The 19,876-nt window shown below is 66.5% G+C and carries 18 protein-coding genes and 1 tRNA gene; 16 read left to right on the top strand and 3 right to left on the bottom strand.

Annotated features, from left to right (window positions below):
• The first annotated feature begins 160 nt into the window (after positions 1–160).
• The 3 genes from dnaG to F7R26_RS14950 all read left to right on the top strand — a co-directional run bounded on the left by dnaG (position 161) and on the right by F7R26_RS14950 (position 4,844).
• Positions 161–1,975 (top strand): DNA primase, encoded by a 1,815-nt coding sequence (dnaG, locus tag F7R26_RS14960; protein WP_150984193.1) that lies wholly within the window; start codon positions 161–163, stop codon positions 1,973–1,975.
• 486 nt (positions 1,976–2,461) lie between these two features.
• Entirely contained in the window at positions 2,462–4,738 is a 2,277-nt protein-coding gene (gene rpoD / locus F7R26_RS14955) for an RNA polymerase sigma factor RpoD (RefSeq protein WP_150984194.1), read from the top strand.
• 27 nt (positions 4,739–4,765) lie between these two features.
• Positions 4,766–4,844 (top strand) — tRNA-Ile (locus F7R26_RS14950).
• A 73-nt stretch (positions 4,845–4,917) separates the two neighbouring features.
• Here F7R26_RS14950 and F7R26_RS14945 read toward each other — a convergent pair.
• Positions 4,918–5,280 (bottom strand): hypothetical protein, encoded by a 363-nt coding sequence (locus F7R26_RS14945; protein WP_150984195.1) that lies wholly within the window; start codon positions 5,278–5,280, stop codon positions 4,918–4,920.
• Between the two features lie 301 nt (positions 5,281–5,581).
• Here F7R26_RS14945 and F7R26_RS14940 point away from each other — a divergent pair, with 301 nt between their 5' ends.
• Positions 5,582–6,109: a DUF3455 domain-containing protein gene (locus tag F7R26_RS14940; RefSeq protein ID WP_150984196.1), complete on the top strand. Its 528-nt coding sequence runs from the start codon at positions 5,582–5,584 to the stop codon at positions 6,107–6,109.
• A gap of 91 nt (positions 6,110–6,200) precedes the next feature.
• Here the strand turns inward: F7R26_RS14940 and F7R26_RS14935 are convergent, their stop codons facing one another.
• Both F7R26_RS14935 and F7R26_RS14930 read right to left on the bottom strand, forming a co-directional pair.
• Positions 6,201–6,668 carry a hypothetical protein gene (locus tag F7R26_RS14935; RefSeq protein WP_150984197.1) on the bottom strand — a complete coding sequence of 156 codons (468 nt, stop codon included), beginning with the start codon at positions 6,666–6,668 and terminating at the stop codon, positions 6,201–6,203.
• Between the two features lie 71 nt (positions 6,669–6,739).
• Positions 6,740–7,072, bottom strand: coding sequence for a hypothetical protein (locus F7R26_RS14930; protein WP_150984198.1), 333 nt, complete (start codon positions 7,070–7,072; stop codon positions 6,740–6,742).
• Positions 7,073–7,398: 326 nt separating this feature from the next.
• Between F7R26_RS14930 and F7R26_RS14925 the strand changes: the two genes are divergently transcribed.
• The 12 genes from F7R26_RS14925 (at position 7,399) to F7R26_RS14870 (ending at position 19,876) form a co-directional block, all read left to right on the top strand.
• Positions 7,399–9,036: a ShlB/FhaC/HecB family hemolysin secretion/activation protein gene (locus tag F7R26_RS14925; protein ID WP_150984199.1), complete on the top strand. Its 1,638-nt coding sequence runs from the start codon at positions 7,399–7,401 to the stop codon at positions 9,034–9,036.
• A gap of 67 nt (positions 9,037–9,103) precedes the next feature.
• A complete protein-coding gene (locus F7R26_RS14920) occupies positions 9,104–10,894 on the top strand; it encodes a DUF2341 domain-containing protein (protein WP_150984200.1) in 1,791 nt (596 codons plus the stop codon).
• Positions 10,895–10,909: 15 nt separating this feature from the next.
• The gene (locus F7R26_RS14915; RefSeq protein WP_150984201.1) at positions 10,910–11,320 is read left to right on the top strand and encodes an ExbD/TolR family protein; all 411 of its coding nucleotides are present in this window, start codon (positions 10,910–10,912) and stop codon (positions 11,318–11,320) included.
• Positions 11,321–11,330: 10 nt separating this feature from the next.
• Entirely contained in the window at positions 11,331–12,041 is a 711-nt protein-coding gene (locus F7R26_RS14910) for an energy transducer TonB (protein ID WP_241754334.1), read from the top strand.
• 74 nt (positions 12,042–12,115) lie between these two features.
• Complete coding sequence (locus F7R26_RS14905; RefSeq protein ID WP_150984202.1) at positions 12,116–13,888, top strand: putative porin; 1,773 nt, start codon at positions 12,116–12,118, stop codon at positions 13,886–13,888.
• A 10-nt stretch (positions 13,889–13,898) separates the two neighbouring features.
• Entirely contained in the window at positions 13,899–14,675 is a 777-nt protein-coding gene (locus F7R26_RS14900) for a hypothetical protein (RefSeq protein ID WP_150984203.1), read from the top strand.
• On the top strand, positions 14,672–15,808 hold the full coding sequence (locus tag F7R26_RS14895) for a peptidyl-prolyl cis-trans isomerase (protein ID WP_241754333.1): 1,137 nt from the start codon (positions 14,672–14,674) through the stop codon (positions 15,806–15,808). The genes F7R26_RS14900 and F7R26_RS14895 overlap by 4 nt, the downstream gene beginning before the upstream one ends.
• 100 nt (positions 15,809–15,908) lie before the next feature.
• On the top strand, positions 15,909–16,430 hold the full coding sequence (locus tag F7R26_RS14890) for a YbjN domain-containing protein (RefSeq protein WP_241754332.1): 522 nt from the start codon (positions 15,909–15,911) through the stop codon (positions 16,428–16,430).
• 201 nt (positions 16,431–16,631) lie between these two features.
• The gene (locus F7R26_RS14885) at positions 16,632–17,108 is read left to right on the top strand and encodes a hypothetical protein (protein WP_150984205.1); all 477 of its coding nucleotides are present in this window, start codon (positions 16,632–16,634) and stop codon (positions 17,106–17,108) included.
• Between the two features lies 1 nt (position 17,109).
• The gene (locus tag F7R26_RS14880; protein ID WP_241754331.1) at positions 17,110–18,510 is read left to right on the top strand and encodes a trypsin-like peptidase domain-containing protein; all 1,401 of its coding nucleotides are present in this window, start codon (positions 17,110–17,112) and stop codon (positions 18,508–18,510) included.
• A gap of 133 nt (positions 18,511–18,643) precedes the next feature.
• Positions 18,644–19,360, top strand: coding sequence for an STN domain-containing protein (locus tag F7R26_RS14875; RefSeq protein ID WP_150984207.1), 717 nt, complete (start codon positions 18,644–18,646; stop codon positions 19,358–19,360).
• Positions 19,361–19,876 (top strand): RNA polymerase sigma factor, encoded by a 516-nt coding sequence (locus F7R26_RS14870; protein ID WP_150984208.1) that lies wholly within the window; start codon positions 19,361–19,363, stop codon positions 19,874–19,876. It abuts the gene before it with no gap.

Raw genomic sequence — 19,876 nt, 5'->3', positions numbered from 1 at the left:
TGCCTGGCACCCCTCGCCGGCGCTGGCTGCAATCCGTTGCGTCTGCACTACAATGTAGTGTTAAGGGGCCGGAAAGCGCAGTGCCGGTCACGCACTTCATGAACCAGATATCGCCGCCGCCCGGTTCCACGGGTGGTTCGGCCATAGGACGACAAGCCGGGTGATTCCGCAATCCTTCATTCAGGACCTGCTCAACCGTGTCGACATAGTCGATGTGGTGGGCAAGTACGTGCAGTTGAAGAAGGGCGGCGCCAACTTCATGGGGCTCTGCCCCTTTCACAACGAGAAGTCGCCGTCGTTCACGGTCTCGCCGACCAAGCAGTTCTATCACTGCTTTGGTTGCGCGGCGCATGGCTCGGCCATCGGCTTCCTGATGGAATACTCCGGGCAATCCTACCCCGATGCCGTGCGCGAGTTGGCGCAATCGGTCGGCCTGTCCGTGCCCGAGGAGCGCGACCGGCTGCCGCCGGCCCAGCGCGCCGAAGTGCAGGCGCGCTCGCTGGCGCTCTCCGATGCCATGACCCGCGCGACCGAGTTCTATCGCAAGCAATTGCGCAGCGCGCCGCAGGCGATCCAGTACCTCAAGAGCCGCGGCCTGACTGGCGAGATCGCGGCGCAGTTTGGCCTGGGCTATGCCCCGGACGACTGGCAGGGGCTGGAGTCGGTGTTCGGCAATTACCGCGACGATGCGATCGCCGGGCCGCTGGTGGAAGCCGGCCTGATGATCGAAAGCGCCGAGAAGCGCGACGCCGACGGCAAGCCGCGGCGCTACGACCGCTTCCGGGACCGCATCATGTTTCCCATCCGCAGCACCAAGGGCCAGGTGATCGGCTTTGGCGGGCGGGTGATGGGGCAGGGCGAGCCCAAGTACCTGAATTCGCCGGAAACGCCCTTGTTCAGCAAAGGCACCGAGCTATATGGCCTGTTCGAGGCCCGCCATGCGATCCGGGAAACCGGCTATGTTTTGGTGGTCGAAGGCTATATGGACGTGGTGGCCCTGGCGCAGCTGGGCTTTGCCAACGCCGTGGCCACGCTGGGCACGGCCTGCACGGCGGTGCACGTGCAAAAGCTGTTGCGCCAGACCGATGCCGTGGTGTTTTCGTTCGACGGCGACGCCGCCGGGCGCCGCGCGGCGCGCCGGGCCCTGGAGGCCTGCCTGCCGTACGTGGCGGACAACAAGACCATCCGCTTCCTGTTCCTGCCGGCCGAGCACGACCCGGACAGCTATGTGCGCGAGCAGGGCACCGACGCGTTTGCCGCGCAGGTGCGCGATGCCATGCCGCTGTCGCGCTTCCTGCTGCAGGTGGTGTCGGAGGGGCAGGAGCTGCGCCAGGCCGAGGGGCGCGCACGCGCCCAGTACGAGGCCAAGCCGCTGCTGCAGTCCATGCCCGCAGGCGGCCTGCGGCTGCAGATCGTGCGCGAGCTGGCCGATGCCACCGGCACCACGCCGGCCGAAATCGAAGCCGTCTGCGGGCTGGCGAGCGACCCGGCGCGGGTCGGGCGTTTTGCCCAGCCGCGGCCGCGCACCAAGCGCCAGGCCCCCACCGGCCTGGAGCAGCGGGTGCTGCAGTTGCTGATGCGCTACCCGCAGCTGTCGAGCCGGCTCGACGCCGATAGCCGGGCACTGCTGCTCGAAGACGAGCAGGCCGACGCCGAAGTGCTGGCGCACCTGGTGTCCGCCTGCGACGAGTTGCAGGGCGAGGTGAACTTCGCGGCCTTTAGCGAGCATCTCGCGCAGTCGCCGTACGCCGAGGTCTATGCCAATGTGCGCGCCGCGGTACTGCGCGAAGAGATTGATGAGGAACCTGCCGAGCAGGAGTTCGACACCGCCATCGCCAAGCTGCTGGCGGGGCCGTTGCGCCGCGAGCTCGACATGCTCCAGCAGTCGGTGATCATGGGCACTGCGGATGAGCAAGGCAAGAGCCGCATGCGATGGCTGGTCAGCGAGATCAATCGCCGGCGGCAGTTGGGTTGATTCGGGTTGAACCGGGTTGACCGTCCGGTAGGTCGGGCAAGGTGGGTGGTGACAAATAAGTGAGGGCTTGGCGCGGCATGGCTACGCTTAAGCCTTGATTTTTCAGGTGAAAACCTCACCTGTTGGGAAGCCGGCTAATTGCTAGTGCTACAATAGCCGGTTTGGATAGCGAGATCTTTCTCTCCCCTTCTGGTGAAAGTGAGCGTGCCAATGGCAAAGGCCAAAGCAACCGAAAAGGTTTCCACTACAACTCCCCAATCGGGGAGCGGCAAGGCGTCCGTGAAGACAACGGCGGCTGCGAAGACGGCCGCGTCAGTCAAGGCGCCTGCCCAGCCTGTGCCTGCCAAGACAGCTCGGAGCGCCAAGGCGCCCGCAGCGTCCACTTCCACCGGGATCCGCCTGTCCGAAAACCTGAAGCCCTCGACTTCGGCACACGAGAGCGGCGATAGCGCCAATACAAGCGGCAAGAACGCCGCATCTGTACCTGTGAAAGGCAAGAGTATTACCGTGGCGAAACAGCAGAATACCGAAGTCGAGAGCAAGAAAGCGGCAGCGACCAGCGCCAAGACCGGAGACGCCAAGCCAGGCGCCGCCGAGCCCGAGGCCACGCCGAATGCCACAACTTCCGCCCCCGTTGCATCCGAGCGTCCCGCCGCTCCGGCAGTCAAGCCGGAGCCCAAGAAGCGTGGCCGCAAGCCCAAGGCCGGAGCGCAGCACGACGACAGCACACCAGACGACGTGACTGAAGAGCTTTACGAAGACGAGATCCCCGCGGCGGCAACGCCGACTGCCGCGCCCAAGAGCGACAAGCAAAAGGCTCGCGACCGCAAGGCCAAGGAAAAGGCGCTGCTCAAGGAGTTCGCCTCGACGCAGCAGGGTACCGAGGAAGAGCTGGAAGTACGCCGCCAGAAGCTCAAGGCGCTGATCAAGCTCGGCAAGTCGCGCGGCTACCTGACGTACGCGGAAATCAACGATCACCTGCCGGACGACATGGTCGATTCGGAAACGATCGACACGCTGGTCGCCACGCTCAACGACATCGGCATTGCCGTCTACGAACAAGCGCCGGACGCCGAAACGCTGCTGCTCAACGACAACGCCCCGTCGGCCACCAGCGAGGAAGAAGCCGAAGAAGAGGCGGAGGCGGCTCTTTCAACCGTTGACTCCGAATTCGGCCGCACCACCGACCCCGTGCGCATGTACATGCGCGAGATGGGCACGGTGGAGCTGCTGACGCGCGAAGGCGAAATCGAGATCGCCAAGCGCATCGAGGCTGGCCTGAAAGACATGGTGATGGCGATCTCCGCCTGCCCGGTCACGATCTCCGAGATCCTGGCCTTGGCCGAGCGCGTTGCCAACGATGAAATCAAGATCGACGAGTTCGTCGACGGCCTGATCGACCCGAACGCCGCGGACGTACCCGTGGCCCCGCCGGCTCCGGCCGTGGTGGCGGCTGCCGAGGAAGACGAGCTGGAGTCTGACGGCGAAGAGTCCGACGAAGACGAGGATGACGATGCCGGCGGCCTGGCTGCCTCGGCGCGCCAGCTCGAAGAACTGAAGCTGGCCGCGCTGGAAAAATTCCGCGTGATCGCCGAGCAGTTCGACAAGATGCGCCGCTCGTTCGAGAAGGAAGGCTACAAGTCCAAGTCCTACGTCAAGGCCCAGGAAGCCATCCTGAACGAGCTGATGTGCATCCGCTTCACCGCGCGCAATGTCGAACGCCTGTGCGACACGCTGCGTGGCCAGGTGGACGAGGTGCGCAAGCTCGAGCGCTCCATCCTGAAGATCGTGGTGGACAAGTGTGGCATGCCGCGCGCGGATTTCGTCGCCCGTTTCCCGGGCAATGAGACCAACCTCGAGTGGATCGACACGATTATCAAAGACGGCAAGCCGTACAGCACCATCGTCGAACGTAATGTGCCGGCCGTGCGCGAGCTGCAGCAAAAGCTGATCGACCTGCAGATGCGCGTGGTGTTGCCGCTCAAGGAGCTCAAGGAAGTCAACCGCAAGATGAGCGAGGGCGAGAAGCGCGCCCGCGAAGCCAAGCGCGAGATGACCGAGGCCAACCTGCGCCTGGTGATCTCGATCGCCAAGAAGTACACCAATCGCGGCCTGCAGTTCCTCGACCTGATCCAGGAAGGCAATATCGGCCTGATGAAGGCGGTGGACAAGTTCGAATACCGCCGCGGCTACAAGTTCTCGACCTACGCGACGTGGTGGATCCGCCAGGCCATCACCCGCTCGATCGCCGATCAGGCGCGCACCATCCGTATCCCGGTGCACATGATCGAAACGATCAACAAGATGAACCGTATCTCGCGCCAGATCCTGCAGGAAACCGGCAACGAGCCGGATCCGGCAACGCTGGCCGAGAAGATGGAGATGCCGGAAGACAAGATCCGCAAGATCATGAAGATCGCGAAGGAGCCGATCTCCATGGAAACGCCGATCGGCGACGACGACGACTCCCATCTTGGCGACTTCATCGAAGACACCAACACGCTGGCCCCGGCCGAAGCGGCGCTGCACGGCTCCATGCGCGACGTCGTCAAGGACGTGCTGGATTCGCTCACGCCACGCGAAGCCAAGGTGCTGCGCATGCGTTTCGGCATCGAGATGAGCACGGACCACACGCTGGAAGAAGTCGGCAAGCAGTTCGACGTCACACGCGAGCGGATCCGTCAAATAGAAGCCAAGGCATTGCGCAAGCTGCGTCACCCGAGCCGCTCGGATAAGCTAAAGAGTTTCCTTGAAGGCAGTTGATCGGTATCATGCCGGTCTGACTTTCCAGGGCCTCTAGCTCATGCCTGGTTAGAGCAGCGGACTCATAATCCGTTGGTGCCGTGTTCGACTCACGGGAGGCCCACCATTGTTGAAAAAGCCCCGCAGGAATCTGCGGGGCTTTTTCTTTGCCGCGTCGGACTTAAGCTAAGCAGGCTGCGCTACTTGTCCATGCCGGCAGTGGGCGATTTTTTCTGGCTTGACGCCTTGCCAGCCGGCTTCTTGGCAGACGCTTTTGAGTCGGTGAGCGCCGAGGCCGTGTTCTGGTTGGCACCCTGGGTGTACGGGTCGAACTTGTCGTTGGCCTTCGCGGTGTCGGGCACGTAGCCATCCTTGTTGGTGGCGCGTTCGGCATCGGGTACGTAGCCGTCTTTATTGGTCGTGCGCTGAGGGTCCGGCACATAGCCGTCCTTGTTGGTGCTACGCATGTTGTAGTCGTAGCGATCCGCTGGATTCGCAGGGCCTGCGGCGTAGACGGTAGCAGGGAGGAGAACTGCAATTGCCATTGCGATAGCGATCTTCATGGATGACTCCTTCCAATCAAAGTCGATGCAAAGCCGATGACCCTCGCGCGCTCAGCTGGCGCAACGGTCTGCCTATTAGCGTAGCCGCCAGGCTTGCAGAATTCCAGTGATCATTTTGCCGCGCGCTTGTGGCTGCGTGCTTGTGGCTGGACCCATGTCGGCAGTTCGCTACTTCAACCGCATCCAGTGGCAACGCGGACGGCCGCGCCTGCCGCGCTCGCTGCGATTGCTGTGTCTTCCGGCGTTTCCCTGCCATCGCGCCGGAGGTACCATTCTGACCAGGCTCAGGCAAGGAGGACGTATGCCGCAAGATTTCCGCACCCGTCGCAAAGCGCATCGCATCGCCCTCGCCGGCGCATGCTTGCTGGTTTCCTGCGCTGTTGCCCAGGAGGCTGCGCCGCCTGAGCTGCGGCCCGCCGACGCCCATCGCACGATCGCGACCCTGCACGCATCCGGCGTGCAGATCTATGTCTGCAAGCGCGATCAGGGTAGTGCATTGGCGTGGGCGTTCAAATCCCCCGAAGCGGATCTGCGCGATGATTCCGGCAATCTCATCGCCAGGCATTACGCCGGGCCGACCTGGGAGGCGCCGGACGGCAGCAAGATCACCGGCAAAGTACTGCGGCAGGCCGCAAATGCCAGGGCGCCCGACAGCATCGCGCTATTACTGTTGCAGGCGACGAGTTCCGGAGCGGCGGGCATGCTAGCGGGAGTGCATTACGTTCAGCGCCTGAATACGCAAGGCGGCATTGCGCCCGCTCAGGCCTGCACCGAGGAAGGACAGGAAAGCCGCGTGCCTTATCGCGCCGACTACGTATTTCTCGAATAGACGCGTCTTGTCGAGGCAGGCGCGTTCGTTCCGATGGCGTTGCCGGTCTTGCCGTTCGTGCCGCTCGGGCGAGCCGCGCAGCACCAGGCCTTCAAAGCTTCTGCACCGCAGCCAGGTCGAAAATCTTCGCCCAGCGCAACGCTTCCTTCCGGCTTGCCATCGGGATCTGCCAACTGCCTTGCGCCTGGTGTTCGAGACGCAAGGCAAGCATCCATGCGCTGCCGTTTTCCAGCGCGGTAGCGCTCGCTATATCCGCAAAAATAAACTTCGCCTGCTGTCCGTCGACATCCAGTGCGCCACGCTTGCGTTCCGGATCCACGCGCATCGTCCCCCATGCGCCCTCCAGCGACAGGATGCGCTCGCCCTTGATCTTGACGCCGTGGATCGCGCGGTAGCGGCGCACCAGGCTTGCGACGAATGCGACGAGCAGCGCCGCGCAGAACAAGACAGCGGCGGTCCCGGCGATCGCGCCATAGGCTGCGGCCACCGTGGCGTACAGGCGGACCGCACCGTAGATGAGGGCACCGATCAAGGCGAGGCCGGCGATGATGAATGGCACGTCTTTTCCCTTAAAGAAACCGTGGTGAATGGAGTGGCTTGCCGCTAAGGCGGCTAGTGCGGCTAATGCGGCTATGGCCGCTGCGGCGTGACCGATGTGCCGAAGGTATTACCCATGCGGTTGCTGGTCGCCGAGTGGTTGAACAGCCCCAGCGCGTTGGAGGGGCGCTCCACGATGGCTTCGGACGCCAGCTTGCGCTCCGAGGGTGGCTGCCCGGCCGCGGGCTTGGGGCTTAGCTTCTGCGTCAGGCAAGGAAACGACGGGGCCCGCATGCCATTGACTTCGACCTCGACACAGTTCGCCGTGCCTTCCCCCGTCGGTGGGGATGCCTCCGCGGCGAGTAGCGGGCAGGCCGCGGCAAGGCTGCCTGCGGCAATCACTACAGCGTTCAGCCATCCGCGCATTTCGTGCTCCGTGTTCATTGGTTGCCAACCCCGCCATTGGCGATATGCCTGAAGTGTAGCGCTCCATCCCGAGTAGTGCGGCATGCAATTGCTCTGCGATATCGCTGCCGTTGAGGCGCATCGCCATGCCCCGCGCCCGCAGATGAAGCTTTCGTGACAAACGACAGTCGGCGCGCGGGCCGTTCGTCTAACCAATCGTACGCGGCGCTGAAATGATGACCGCTCATCATGGCCTCATCGGATGCGATCGCTTACGACTTGCCTCTGGTCGAGGCGCCGGCGCAAGGGAACGACGGCAATTGTTTCGCAAGGGATTGAGCAAACACATGCATGACAAGAACAAGAACGATGCGTCCGCGCGCTGGAGGGCGCTATGTCTGGCGGTGCTAGGACTAGGGACGCAGGGAACCGCGATGGCGCAGGCCCCCGCTGCCACCGAGGCGGCAACGCCTGGCGTGCAGGCCGACGCGGAACGGCGCGTCGACATCAACGAGTACATCGTGCGTGGGAACACGGTGCTGGATGCGCGCGCGATCGAGCGCGCGGTCACGCCTTATCTTGGACCGAAGCGCACGCTGAAGGATATCGAGGGCGCGCGCGATGCGCTGCTGGCGGCCTACCAGGCAAAGGGATACCAGTCGGTGTACGTGGACCTGCCTGAGCAGCAGGCGGTTGGCGGCGTGGTCTTCCTGCAGGTGAGCGAGACCAAGGTGGGCCGCGTGCGTGTGGTGGGAGCGCAGTACAACTCGCCGGTAGAGGTGCGTGAGCAGGTGCCCGCGCTGGCGGAGGGCGCGGTGCCGGACTTCAACCAGGCGCAGACGGAGCTCACTGCCCTGAACCGGACCGCGAACCGGCAGGTGATGCCGCTGGTCAGGCAGGGCGCGCTGCCAGGCACCATGGACGTTGATCTCAAGGTCGAAGACAGCAGCCCGTGGCGGGCGAGCGTGGGCCTGAACAACGACTACAGCGCGGATACCAAGCAACTGCGGGCCACGGCTTCGCTGGGCCACGACAACCTCTGGCAACTGGGGCACAGCGCCTCGGTCAGCTTCTTTGGCGCCCCGCAGGACCTGAACCAGACCCAGGTGTGGTCCGGCTCGTATGTGGCGCCGCTGCGTGGCACTAACTGGGGCCTCGAGGCTTCCGGCTACAAATCGGACAGCAACGTCGCGACGCTAGGCGGCACCAATGTATTGGGCAAGGGCTATGCGGTTGGCGTGAAGGCCACCTACACCGTGCCGAACACCGGCGCATGGTGGCACGCGTTCAGCGCCGGCGTGGACTTCAAGGACAACGACGAGGTGACGCGCCTTGGCAGCGCCGCCGATACGGTGCCGCTCAAGTACGCGCCGATCACGCTCGGCTACTCGGGCTTTGGCCAGACGGAGCGCGGCACCTACGGCCTGAACCTGTCGCTGGTCGCGGGCACGCGCAGCTTCCTTGGCTACGGCAGCACCGCGCAGCAATTCGACTACAAGCGCTACAAGGCGTCGCCGAGCTTCATGGTGCTCAAGGGCGATACCAATGGCTCCTACACCTTCGCGGGCAACGCGCAGCTGGGCTGGCGCCTGGCGGCCCAGGTCACGGATTCCCCGCTGGTCTCGAACGAGCAGATCGCGGCCGGCGGCATGAACTCGGTGCGCGGCTACCTGTCCGCCGAGTCCACCGGAGACTATGGCGTGGTCGGGTCCGTGGAAATGCGCACGCCGCCGCTGGCCTTCTTCACTTCCGTGGTTGAAAACTGGCGTGCCTACCTGTTTGCCGATGCCGGCCAGGTCCGCCTGCGCGATCCGTTGCCCGAGCAGAAGAGCAACGTCTCGCTCGCCTCGGTGGGGGTGGGCACTACGTTCCGCCTCGGCCAGAAAGTCACCGGGCGCCTGGACCTGGGCTATCCGCTCAAGGACGGGCCACGCACGCAGCGTGGCGACCCGCGCGTGAACTTCAGCGTCACCGCCAGTTACTGAGCGCGTGCGGCGCGCCGCTTCCAACCTGATACATCGACTCCCGACGAGCTAACCGAGAACCACTGTCATGCGACGCATCCTTTTGCTCGTGCTCACGCTGCTGAGCACACTCCTGCCCGACCTGGCCCATGCCTGGTGGCAGCCCGACTGGGCTTATCGCAAGCCGATCACGATCGATGCCGGCCCCAAGGCCGGCGCGATCGGCGGCGATGCCGGGCGTACCCCGGTGCTGCTGCGCCTGCATACCGGCAACTTCAGCTTTGAAGGCGTGAGCGAGACCGGCGCCGACCTGCGCTTTGTTGCCGCCGACGACAAGACCGTGCTTAACCACCAGATCGAACAGTTCGATCCGCTTCTGGGCATCGCGCTGATCTGGATCGACGTTCCGTCGGTCTCCGCCGCCGGTCCGCAGCAGTTGTGGATGTACTACGGCAACGCCAAGGCGCCGGCATCGGGCAATGGCCAGCGGACCTTCGACCCTGACTACACGCTGGTCTACCACTTCGCCGAAGGCAGCGTACCGGCCCGCGACACCACGGCTTACGGCAACCACAGCCAGACCGCTGTGGTGAGCGTCGATGGCACGGTCATCGGCAAGGGCGCGCAGCTCGGCGCCGCCCCGCTGGTGCTGCCGTCGTCGCCGTCGCTGGCGCTGGCCGCGGGCGCGCCGTTCGGCTTTTCCGCCTGGGTGCGCCCCGAGAGGCTCGGCCCGCAGCAAGTCGTCTATGCGCGCCGCGATGGCGCGGGCGAACTCGTCATCGGCATCGACCAAGCCGTGCCGTTCGTGCAGGTCAATGGCCAGCGCAGCAATCCCGGCCAGCCCGTGCAGGCGGGGCAGTGGTCGCACCTGGCAGTCAAGTCCGATGGCAAGAGCGTGTCGCTGTATGTCGGCGGACGTCCTGCCGCGTCGCTGGCAACCGCCTTGCCGGCGCTGAACACACCGGCCACGCTCGGTGCCGACGCGGCCGCGGCCAACACGCCGGCCGCAGCGACCGCGCTGAGCCCGTTCACCGGTGCCATCGATGAAGTGCGCTTGTCCAAGGTGGCGCGCCCGGATGCGCTGATCCTCGCCGACGCCGTATCGCAGGGTGCTGAATCGCGCCTGGCCGTGTTCGGCGCGGACGAGCAGCAGGCCGGCAAGAGCCATTTCGGCTTCATCCTCGCCGCCATGCCGCTGGACGCCTGGATCGTGGTGGGCCTGCTCGGCATCATGATGGCGCTGTCGTGGGCCATCATGATCAGCAAGGGCCGCAGCTACGGCGCCACCTCACGCGCCAACGCTGCCTTCATGGTGCATTTCCGCGAAGCGGCCGGCGCGCCGCTGGACCAGCTGGCCAAGAGCAACCGCGTACCCGAGGCCGTCAAGGCGGATTCATCGCTGTGGCGCTTGTATGAGATGGCGGTCGAGGAACTGCACCGCCGCCATCAGATGGGCTACGACCTCAACGCGGTCTCCGACGCGACCATCAGCGCGATCCGCGCGGCCATGGATGGCGTGATGGTGCGCGAGAGCGAGCGCATGGCCAAGCGCATGAACTGGCTGTCGACCACCATCGAAGGCGCGCCGTATGTGGGCCTGTTCGGCACCGTGATCGGGATCATGCTGGTGTTCGTCGTGGCGGCCATGGCCGGCGCGGTGGATATCAACTCGGTGGCACCAGGCATGGCCGCGGCCTTGCTGTGTACCGCTGCCGGGCTGGGCGTCGCGATTCCCGCGCTGTTCGGCTACAACTGGCTGGCCTCGCGCTCGGATTCGATCGGCGCCGACATGGCGGTGTTCGTGGACGAGTTCGCCACGCGCCTGGCCGAAGAGCAGGGCGAGGGACGTCGCGTCCCCGCTGCCCTGCACCGGGCTTAAGGGGAGCGCGCGGCCATGGCAAACGCAGCCAAGTTCGGCACCAAGAAGCGCACGGGCGGCATCAACATCACGCCCTTCGTCGACGTGCTGCTGGTGGTGCTGGTGATTTTCATCCTGACCAGCAATGCCAGCATCCCGGGCATCAAGGTGGACCTGCCCAAGGCGAGTTCGTCGGTCGCGCTGGAGAAGCCCAAGACCAAGGCCATCACGATCGACAACGCGGGCCAGGTGTTCCTCGACGCCTATCCGGTGACGCTGCCGGAGCTGGAGGAGCGCTTGCGCACGGAGAAGGCGCTCACGCCGGATTTCCCCGTGATCGTGCGGGGCGATGCCGCCGTGCAGTACGCGAAGGTGGTGGAGGTGCTGGACCTGCTCAGGCGCATCGACCTGAACCAGATCGGCCTCGTCACCGGCAAGCCGGCGTGAGGAGAGTCGGGTGAAACATCGTGATTCAACTCCTCCTGCCCGGCAGCGCGCCGTCGCCTTGTGGCGCCGCTGGGGCGGGCTGATCATCGGCGCGCTGGTCATCATCGGGCTGGCCGTGCTGGTCTGGCGCTTGCTGTCCGACACTGCCAGCACCAAGCGCGAGGTGGCGGCCACGCCGATGCTGGTGCTGCCGCCGCCGCCGCCGCCACCCCCCGAGCCTGAGAAGCCGCCCGAGCCCGTGCCGGAGAAGGTCAAGCCGGAAGTGGTCGAACCCGAGCCCAAGCCGGCGGACCCGCAGGAAGCGCCGAAGGACGACGCCCCCCCAAGCCCGTCGAAAGATCTCGGCGACCCGGTCACGATCGACGGCGCGGCGCAAGCCGGCACGGATGCATTTGGCATCCAGGCCGGGCGCGGCGGCGGCATGACCGGCGGTGGCGGCGGGCTGGGCAGCCGGTCCTATTCGAGCTACGTTTCGGGTGCCTTGCAGCAGGCCTTTGCGCGCGACCAGCGCACCCGGCAGCTGGCGTTCGAGGACATCCGCATCGAGCTGTGGCTGGACGCCGACGGCCGCGCCACGCGCGTGCAACTGGTGCGCAGCACCGGCAACGCGCAGACCGATGAAGCCGTGCTGGCCATGGTGCGCGATTTCCGGGCCGACGAACGGCCGCCGGCGTCGCTGCGCTTTCCGATGCGCATGTCGATCAAGGGGCGCCGGCCGTGACGCGGCCAGCGGGCCGCCGCCGCATGTCCCACCGCATGCCCTACCTATTCCACCTCATTCTCGTGAACGAACCGATGAACCATCCAGCAAACTCCCGGCGCCATGCGGAGCCGGCCCGCAAGACCCACGCGCTGGCCGCCGCCATGGCGATCGCACTGCTCGGCGCAAGCGGCGCGGGCTACGCGCAAAGCGCGGCGCCCGCCGATAGCACCATGGTCAAGCTGATCCGTGGCCTGATGCAAAGCGGTGCCCTGAAAAAAGATGCCGGCGAAGCCTTGCTCGCCCAGGCCCAGACCGAAGCCATGGCGCAGCAGCAGGCGCAGCGCCTGGCGTCGGCAGCCCCGGCCGCCGCCGCCGCCGCCGGCGGCATGCGCGTGGAGCCGGGCGACGTGCGCGTGCCCTATATCTCCGATACCGTGCGCGACCAGATCCGCGACGAGGTCAAGGGTCAGATCATGGCCCAGGCCCAAGCCGAAGGCTGGGCGGCACCGAACGAAACGCCGGAGTGGACCAAGCGCATCCGCATCGAAGGCGACGTGCGCGTGCGCGACGAATCGCGCTTCTACTCCAGCAACAACAGCGATATCGCCATCGACTGGGCGGCCATCAACCAGGGCAGCGGCTTTGACGTCAACCCGAACACCAATCTTTCGCTGCCGCCGCTGCTCAACACGCGGCAGAATCGCGTGAGCCTGCTGCGTGCCCGCGCCAGGTTCGGCGTGCTGGCCGATATTTCCGACAGCACGCATGCGGGCATCCGCATTGCCACCGGCAACGACGACAGCCCGGTGTCCACCAACCAGACGCTGGGCGGCGGCCTGGCCAAGAAGAATGTGTGGCTGGACCAGGGCTGGCTGTCCTACAAGCCGGCGGAATGGGTCAACCTCACGGCTGGCCGCTTCGGCAACCCGTTCGTGTCGTCCGACCTGCTGTTCTCGAACGACCTGAACTTCGACGGCCTGGCCGCGCAGTTCGACAAGGCGTTGCCCAACCGGGACGTCGCGCTGTTCGGCACGCTGGGCCTCGTGCCGCTCGAGTATTCTTCCGACAGCTTCCCCAGCCGCAGCCAGAACAAGGCGAGCAGCGAGAAGAAATGGCTGCTGGGCGCGCAGATCGGCGCGAGCTGGAAGCTCAACAACGACAATCGCCTGCGCGGCGCGCTGGCGTACTACGACTTCCGCAACGTCAGCGGCCAGGTGTCGCAGCCTTGTGCGTTGTACGCCGGCGCCGATGGCTGCAGCACCGACTGGTCACGCCCGGCCTTCATGCAGAAGGGCAACACGCTGATGCTGTTGCGCAATATCGCGCTCAATCCGCTGGATCCGGCCGGCACGCCGCAGCCGCAATACGTGGGCCTGGCGTCCAAGTTCCAGCTGCTGGACCTGAACTTCCGCTGGGAAACCAAGGTGGCGGGCAGCCTCGGCCTGCGCATGGATGCGAACTACATCCGCAACCTGGCCTACGACGAGGGCGGCATGTTCTCGCGCGCAAACGGCGGCATCGTCAACAACTTCGGCGGCAGCGGCGGCACCAGCCGCGCGGACTTCAAGAGCGGCGGCAACGCCTATATGTTCCAGGCGACGCTGGGCAAGCCCGTGACGCTTGCCAAGGGCGACTGGAACATGCTGCTTGGCTACAAGCGCATCGAGCCGGATGCCATGCCGGACGGCTACAACGATTCGACCTTCCACCTGGGCGGCACCAACGCACGCGGCTACTACGTGGGCGGCTCGTACGCGCTCGACAAGAACACGTGGGTGACCGGCCGCTGGACGTCGACCAAGGAGGTCTATGGCCCGCCGCTGGCAATCGATATCTTGCAGGTCGAGATCAACACGCGCTTCTAGGAGGGATACAGTGTCATCCACATCACGCTTGCGCGGCGCCTGGCGTCCGCTGGCGCTCGCCGCCAGCTTCATGATGGCCGGCGCAGCGGCTCACGCCCAGCCGGCCCAGACCATGGAAGAGCGCCTGCGCGCCCAGTTGCGCGTCACCACCACGCAGCTGCAACAGGCGCAGAACGAACTGGCCGCGCTCAAGGCCGGCGCGCCACATGCCGGCGCCGCGCCATCCGGCGCGGACGGCGACGTGAAGAAGGAACTGGAGCGTGCCCGCGCGCAACTCGCCGCAGAGCGTCAGGAGCGCGAACGGCTGAGCGACAGGAGCCAGCAGGCGCAACAGCAGGCACAGGCGGTTGCCGAGAAAGCCAGCACGCAAATTGCGCAGTACCGCAACGCTTATGACGAACTGCTCAAGCTCGCACGCGCAGCCGAGGCGGACCGCCAGCGCCTGGCCCTGGAGGCCAAGACGCTGCACGCCACGGTGGCGCAGTGCGAGGCCAAGAACGCGAAGCTCTACGCAGTGGGCCAGGAGATCCTGCGCGCCTACGAGACGGTGGACCTGGGCACGGTGATGATCGCGCGCCAGCCCTTCGCGGCGCAGAGCCGGGTGAAGTTCGAGCAGATCGCGCAGGAGTATGGCGACAAGCTGTACGAAGGGCGCTTCGTGGCCGGCGCTGCGGCAGCCGCCGACGCACCCGCGCAGGCGGCCGCCGAAGTCAAGGATGCGCAGAGCACCACGAACACTACAAACACCACAAGCGCCACGGGCGCGGCAGAGGCGCCACGCCCATGACGCGCAAAGCCGGCAACGGACCGTGCATGGCGGTGGCGCCGAGCCTGCTGTTGCTGGGGCGTGAGTGTTTTGTCATGTTGCTGCGATGTCATGAAGCGCGCGGGCCAGCGCGCGGGCAAGGCGATGCCGCCGGCCCGCGCAAGCGTTCGCCCGCGCTCACAGAGAAAAAAGGTAAGACACAGATGATTCGAATGAAATCGCACGTCCAGTCCATGCTGCCGCCCGTGCGCACGGCCATCGGCATCCTGCTGGCCTCGTGGCTGAGCGCGGCGCCGGTGCAGGCGGCGGAGCCCGCACCGGCAAGCGGTCCGGTGGTGGCGCGTGCCGGCTCGGTCACCGTTGGCCAGGATGACGTGGAACGGCTGCTGCAGGGCCTGCCAGAAGCGGACCGCGCCGCGGCCAGGAGCAACCGCGCGGGCATCGAGAGCTGGCTGCGCCAGCGCCTGGCCAGTGAAGCGTTGCTGCGCGAGGCACAGGGCAAGGGTTGGGCGGAACGGCCCGAGGTGAAGGCGCGCGTCGATGCCGCCATGCGCGAGATCTCCGCGCGGATCGTCGCCTCCACCTACCTGGAGTCGGTCACGCAGGTGCCGGCGGACTATCCGTCCGAGCTTGAGGTGAAGGCGGCCTATGAAGAAGGCAAGGCGAACTTCCAGGTGCCCGCCACCTACCGCGTCGCGCAGATCTTCCTGGCTGCCCAGGGCAGCGATGCCGCGGCCACGGCCAAGGTGCGCGACGAAGCCCGCAAGCTTGCCACGCAGGCACGCCAGGGCGACTTCGCGGCGCTCGCCAAGAGCCGCTCGCAGGATCCTCGCGGTGCCGAGCGCGGCGGGGAGGTCGGCACGCTGCCGCTGGCGCAGATGCTGCCGGAAGTGCGCGACACCGTTGCCAGGCTCAAGGTTGGCCAGGTAAGCGACCCGGTGCAATCGGCCGCGGGCTTTCATGTGGTGAAGCTGCTGGACACGCAGCCTGGCCGCACCGCAACGCTCGACGAGATCAAGCCGCAGTTGGTGTCGGCGATGCGCCAGCAACGCCAGCAGCAGCTCGTGCAGGCCTATATGGCGAAGCTGGTTGCGCCAGGCGCGGCCAGCATCGACACCGCCGCGCTGGATGCCGTGCTGCAGAAAGCGAACTAGAAAAACGATGCGGGCGCGGATCACGGCGCCCGGTCACGCAAGCCTCAATCCCGATCCAGATTTCAATACCAGTCCCAATCATTTAAACACCAGGATACCCATGAACACCACCGCAACCCAGATCGACACCTCGGCAGACAGCCAGCCCGCACTGCTGATGGCAGTCACTTCGGAGCAGGTCTGCGATGCCATCAAGGCCGCCGGCTGCGCTGTGACGGCCATCGAGCAGGACGGCGTTCAGCGCCTGCACAGCGCCAGCCACGGCGTTGGCTTCCAGGTCCTCTGGGGCAACTCGGCTGCGCCGGATGCGTACCTGGATTTCACGCTGAGCTGCCCGCTGCGGGTGCAAGGCGGCGCGTTGCCCGAAGGTGTGCTGGGCGACTGGCATCGCGCCAAGCGCTTCGCGCGCGTGGCGCAGCACGGCGAATTCCTGGTGCTTGAGATGGACGTGGTGATTTCCGGCGGCGTGGGCCCCGACTATCTCACCGTGGCGCTGCAGCTGTGGACGCAGATGATGGGCCAGTTTTTCCTGCATCTGCGCAACTTCCAGCCGGCGGTATCGGAGGCAACCGCGGAGGCAACCGCGGACGCACCTGCGCAGGAAGAGGCAACCGCCGCGTAACAACTAACGCACGGCCGGCTAGCAGGCATGTTGTAGCAAGGGCCAATGCGCGGGGCGCGGACCTGAGGCGGGCCTGATGCGGCGGGGCATATGAATCTTCCGTGACAAACGACAGGTCCGGGCGATGTGTTCCGTCTTGCTATGACGAGGTTGCGGCCCTGCGTGGTGCGCAACGCACCATGACGAAAGACAGGAACTTCGATGCATTCCCCGATTGAGCCAAGCCGGCAGGCCAGTCCTGCCGCGCGCAAGCTGGCTGCGCCCTGGAAAATGTGGGGGCGTTTGCTCCGTACGCTGGGGCTGGTGGGCCTTGGCCTGGGCGCGGCGTCTTCCGCCGCCGCCCCGGCGCAGCCGTTCCCGCAGCACTGGATGCGCTATGCGCAGCTGGCCAGCGCGGAGTTCCAGGCGCGGCTGGGCGATGCGGCCGACGCGAGCGCCCTGCGTTTGCAGGATTGGATGCAGGCCCGCGCGCAGCCGGCCACGTCATTGGTGATGCGTGTGTGGCTTGCTCCCAATGGCCGCGTGGAGCGCATGGAGTTCGACTCGCTGGGCAATCCGCAGGCCGACGCGGACCTGCGCGCGGTGCTGATGACCAAGGCGTTGCCCGAGCCGCCGCCGCCGGATATGCGCCAGCCCATGGTGCTGGAACTGGGGCTGGATGGCGCACAAGCGAGCTGATATGGCGATGGCTTTGGACCCGGGTCGCCGCAGCGGTTTCGTGCGGCGCTCGCTGGCCTTTGCTGCCATGGCGCTGCTCTTTGCGCTGGCGGCAGGCACGGCCGGATGCGCGCCGCTGCAGGCGGCAGCGTGGCGAGCCGCGCCCGATTTCTCGCGGCTGGTCCGCGAGAATGGCCCGGCCGTGGTCAACATCGGTGTGGCCCGCGAGGCATCGACCGATCTGCTGCGCGGGCGTGCGCAGGGCCAGGACAATGTCGACGAGACCAGCCTGGGCTCGGGCTTTATCCTTAGCGGCGACGGCTATATCCTCACCAACGCGCACGTGGTCGCGCGCGGATCCCTGGTCAGCGTGAAGCTGACCGACCGGCGCGAGTTCAAGGCCAGGCTGATCGGGCTGGATGCCGTTGCCGACGTCGCGCTGCTCAAGATCGACGCCACCGGCTTGCCGACGGTGAAGATCGGCGACGCCGCGAGCGTGGAAGTGGGCAGCTGGGCCCTGGCCATCGGCTCACCCTATGGTTTCAGTAACTCGGTCACGGCCGGCATCGTCAGCGCCAAGGGCAGGGTGTTGCCTGGCGCCGAGTACATGCCCTTCCTGCAGACCGACGTGCCGGTCAACCCCGGCAACTCCGGCGGCCCGCTGTTCAACCTCAAGGGAGAGGTGATCGGCATCAATTCCCGCATCTACAGCCGCAGCGGCGGCTATCAGGGCTTGTCGTTCGCCATTCCCATCGATGTGGCCATGCGCATCAAGGACCAGTTGCTGCGCCAGGGCGCGGTGACACGCGGGCGTATCGGCGTGGCGGTGCAGGAGGTCTCGCAGGCCCTGGCCGATTCGTTTCGCCTGCCCCGGCCCGCGGGCGCGCTGGTGAGCTATGTGCAGCCCGGCGGGGCCGCCAGCCGGGCCGGCATGAAGCCGGGCGATGTGATCCTGCAGGTGGGCGCGCGCGATGTCGTGCAGTCCGCCGATGCGCTGATCTGCATCGCGGACCTGGCCCCCGGCGTCGCGGTCCCGCTGCGCATCTGGCGGGACCGCGCCGTGCTCGTGCTGGAGGTGCGGCCCGATCGCTTCGACGCGCCACGGGTGGCGCGCACGGCCACGCCCGGGCACGCGCCGCTGGGCATGATGGTCAGGCCGCTGTGGGCGCAAGAGCGGCAGGTGCTGCGTATCGACGGCGGCCTGCTGGTGCAGCGCGTGAACGCGGCCGCGTCGCGCGCCGGCATGCAGGCCGGCGATGTGATCCTCGCGCTCAACGGCCAGCCGGTCGACAGCATCGAGGCGCTGGCCGACGAGGCCAGCGCGGCGGACGGCGCGGTGGCGCTGCTGGTCCAGCGTGGCAACGCGCGGTTGTTTATCGCGATCGAGACGCGGCAGCCGGCGGGTCCCGGCCAGGAGGAGTGAGCCATGTCACCGCAGTGGCTGGCACGCCTTCACGGCGGCGTCACATTGGATCCCTACGATGCGCACGAGTATGCACTTGGGCCACGCGCCCGATGCGGCAAGGACTCCTCAACGCACATGGCATTGGATCGTGATGGCAAGTTTGGTCGCAGCCCCCGGTGCGCGCGCACTGGTCGTCTATATGGCGGTCCTGGCCCTCTGCCTCGCCTGCCAGCAGACCCGCGCCCAGCAGCCCGCCAACCGCGGCGCGGTCGAGATGGCATTCGACCTGCCGGCCCAGCCGCTCAAGCAAGCGTTGGCGCAATACGACGCGCAGACCAGCCTGTCCGTCTTCTTTTCCTCCGAGCTGGCAGCGGGGCGAACCTCGACTGCCGTCCACGGCACCTTCAGCCCGGAAAACGCCTTGCGCAAGATGCTCGAGGGCACGGGGCTGAGCGTGCAGGCAGCCGCGGCCGATGCCTTCGTGCTGGTGCCCGCGCCGCGCTACGCGGACACGGCCGTCGCGCAGCCCCCGGCCAGCGCCGCGCGGCAATATGACGGCGCCGTGCAGTCGCAGGTCTATCAGGCGCTATGCGCGCGGCCCGCACTCGCGCTCGGGGAATATCGTCTCGCGCTTTATGTGCAGATCAATGCGGCCGGCCACGTTGCGCACGTGCGCCTGCTGGACACCACCGGCGACAAGGCACGCGATGCGGCCATCATCGAGACCGTGGAGCACGTCGATGTGGGCCAGCCGCCCGGGGATCCGGCCAAGGCATTCGTGCTGCTGGTCAAGCCGGTGCGCTGTGACGGCGCCGCGGCCCGCTCCGGCTCGTGCCAGCCTCCCTGTGGCCGGCAGGCGAGCCGATAGATGAGCGACTCCAGCCGCTCCAGCTTGCGCGAACTGCTCGCGCAACGCTACGACGACCTCAAGCGCCGCCTGACATGGCGCCTGGGCTCGGCCGAGCTCGCCAGCGATGCGCTGCACGATACCTGGGTGCACCTGGAAGACCGCAAGGAGGAGGGCGAGCCGGTCAAGAGCCCGGCCGCCTACCTGATGCGCATGGCCACCAACCTGGCGCTGGACCGGCTGCAGCGCGACCGCCGCTACATGAGCGCCGAAGAGATGGAGACGCTGATGGCCGAGATCGTCGATCCCGCGCCCGGCCCCGCGCAAACGGTCGCGGCGCGTGACGAGGTCGAGGCCGTTGCACGCCTTATCGAAAGCATGCCGCCACGCCGGCGGGCGATCTTCCTCGCGGTGCGGGTCGATGAACTCTCGAACCAGGAGGCCGCGGTGCGCTTCGGCGTGTCGCCGCGCCTGATCGGCCTGGAGCTCAAGCGGGCCCATGAGTACTGCATGGCCCATAGCCCCAAGCATGGATGA

The organism is Cupriavidus basilensis (genome assembly GCF_008801925.2).
GTDB lineage: Bacteria > Pseudomonadota > Gammaproteobacteria > Burkholderiales > Burkholderiaceae > Cupriavidus > Cupriavidus basilensis.
Note: the sequence above shows the minus strand (reverse complement) of the source record. Positions and strands in the feature narration are given on the sequence as shown.